The following is a 2408-nucleotide window of genomic DNA, read 5'->3' as shown; positions in this document are numbered from 1 at the left end:
TGGCGGGCACGCGTGATGCCCACGTAGAGCAGGCGCCGTTCCTCGTCCACCTCGGCCTGGGTCTCCGCGAAGGAGATCGGCATGAGCCCCTCGGACAGGCCCACGAGGAACACCGCGTCCCACTCGAGGCCCTTGGCCGAGTGCAGCGAGGCCAGGGTGATGCCCTGCACCGTCGGCGCGTGCTGGTGCTGGGCACGCTCGTCGAGCTCGGCCACGAGCTCGGTCAACGTGAACTCGGCCCCGCGCGTCGTGGCGAGCTGGTCGGCGAGGTTGACGAGGGCGTGCAGGGACTCCCACCGTTCACGGGCCGCGCCGGAGGCCGCCGGCGGTTCGGCGGAGTAGCCGAGCGAGGAGAGCACGTCCCGCACCCGGTCCGTGACGTCGTCGCCCGTCAGGTCCTGGGCGGCGCGGGCGGCGGCCCGCAGCTGCAGGATGCCGTCGCGCACCTCGCGCCGGGAGAAGAACCGCTCGCCGCCGCGCAGCTGGTAGCCGATGCCCGCCGAGGACAGCGCCGTCTCGAAGGCCTGGGACTGGCCGTTGGTGCGGAACAGGACGGCGATCTCGGAGGCCGGCACGCCGTCGTCGATCAGCGCCGCGATCCGGTCTGCGACCCAGCCGGCCTCGGCCTCGTCGTCGGTGCACTCCGCGAACACGAGGTCGGGGCCGGCCGGCCGCTGGGAGACGAGCTCGAGGGGGTCGGGCCAGCGCGGCATCGTGCGGTCCCGCTCCCCCGCCTTGGTGCGGTCCGCCAGCAGGCGGTTGGCCGCCTCCACGATCTGCGGGCTGGACCGGTAGTCACGCACGAGACGGACCACCGTGGCCGCGGGATACCGCTCACGGAAGTCGGTGAGGAAGCGGGAGGTCGCGCCCGTGAACGAGTAGATCGTCTGAGAGGCGTCGCCGACGACGCACAGGTCGCCGCGGTCGCCGAGCCAGAGGTCGAGCAGGCGGTGCTGCAGCGGCGAGACGTCCTGGTACTCGTCCACCACGAACACGCGGTACTGGTCCCGGATCGTGGCCGCGATCTGCGGCTCGGTGGACAGGATCCCCACGAGGATCAGCAGCACGTCCTCGAAGTCGATCATGTTCCGGGCTGTCTTGGCCTCCTCGTAGCCGGTGTAGAGACGGGCGACGGTGGTGGCGGTCCAGCCGGCGGGCATCTCCCGCTCCTTCGCGGCCTCGGCGTAGCCCTCGGGGGCGTGCAGGGAGACCTTGGCCCATTCGATCTCGCCGGCGAGGTCGCGCAGGCCGGCCCGGTCCACGGTCATGCGCATGCGCTGGGCGACCTCCGTGAGCAGGCGCACCTTGTTCTCGATCAGCGAGGGCATGGGCCCGCCCACGGCCTGGGGCCAGAAGTACTGCAGCTGGCGCAGGGCCGCCGAGTGGAACGTGCGGGCCTGGACGCCGGCCACGCCGAGGTCGCGCAGGCGGGTGCGCATCTCCGCGGCGGCGCGCGCCGTGAAGGTCAGGGCGAGGGTGCGGTGCGGGTCGAAGACGCCGGAGGCCACGCCGTAGGCGATGCGGTGCGTGATGGCGCGGGTCTTGCCGGTGCCGGCGCCGGCCAGGATGCAGACGGGCCCGTGCAGGGCCGTGGCGGCCCGGCGCTGCTCCGGGTCGAGGCCGCGGAGGATCTCGTCGGGAGTGCTCATGCGGGACGAGTCCTCCTAGGTGATCAGGGTCTGCGCATCGGGCAGCATCCCACCGTACCAATCCTCGATGAGCGCCCGCGCGATGGACACGGCCCCGGGCAGGGTGACGTCGCCCTCGCGGGCCAGATGCGCGAGCTCCTTCCGCTCGAACCAGCGCACGGAGAGGATCTCCTCGCCGTCCGGAACCGGCTCGACGCCGGCCGGGGCCAGGGCGGTGAACCCGAGCATGAGCGAGCGCGGGAACGGCCACGGCTGGGAGCCGCGGTAGCGCGGGTGCGTCACCGTGATCCCGGACTCCTCCGCGATCTCCCGGACCACCGCGTGCTCCAGGGACTCCCCCGGCTCCACGAACCCGGCCAGGCAGGAGTACAGCCCCTCGGGCCACGCCGCGTTGCGGCCCAACAGGATCCGCCCGGCCGGGTCGATGACGGCCACGATCACCGCCGGGTCCGTGCGCGGGAACTGCTCCCGGGAGCAGTCGCGGCAGCGACGCACCCAGCCGGCCGCCTCGACGTCCGTGACGCCGCCGCAGAACGCGCAGAAGCGGTGGGTGGCGTGCCAGTTGGCGTTCGCGACGGCGGCCACGAACAGCCCGGTGTCCGCGTCGCTGAGGGCGGCGGCCGCATCGCGGAGGCCGACCCACACGGCGTCGGCGAGCGCGGCGGCCGCGTCCTCGGGCAGGGCCGCCGGCGGCTCGACGGCGACGGAGACCACCTCGCGCTCCCGCCCGTGCGGGCCCCGGTCCGCACGGGCGGGAGA

2 protein-coding genes are annotated in these 2408 nt (G+C 73.8%); both read right to left on the bottom strand.

Annotation, left to right across the window (positions count from 1 at the left end):
• Nucleotides 1–1649 (bottom strand): ATP-dependent helicase (locus D8M29_RS10800; protein ID WP_148111590.1); only part of this gene is annotated, 1649 nt, incomplete at its 3' end.
• Nucleotides 1650–1664: 15 nt separating this feature from the next.
• Nucleotides 1665–2408: NAD(+) diphosphatase (gene nudC / locus D8M29_RS10795; protein WP_127445967.1), on the bottom strand; the 744-nt coding region annotated here is incomplete at its 5' end.

Source organism: Micrococcus sp. HSID17227 (assembly GCF_003989405.1).
GTDB classification, from domain to species: domain Bacteria; phylum Actinomycetota; class Actinomycetes; order Actinomycetales; family Micrococcaceae; genus Micrococcus; species Micrococcus luteus.
This window is presented reverse-complemented; position numbering and strand designations above follow the sequence as displayed.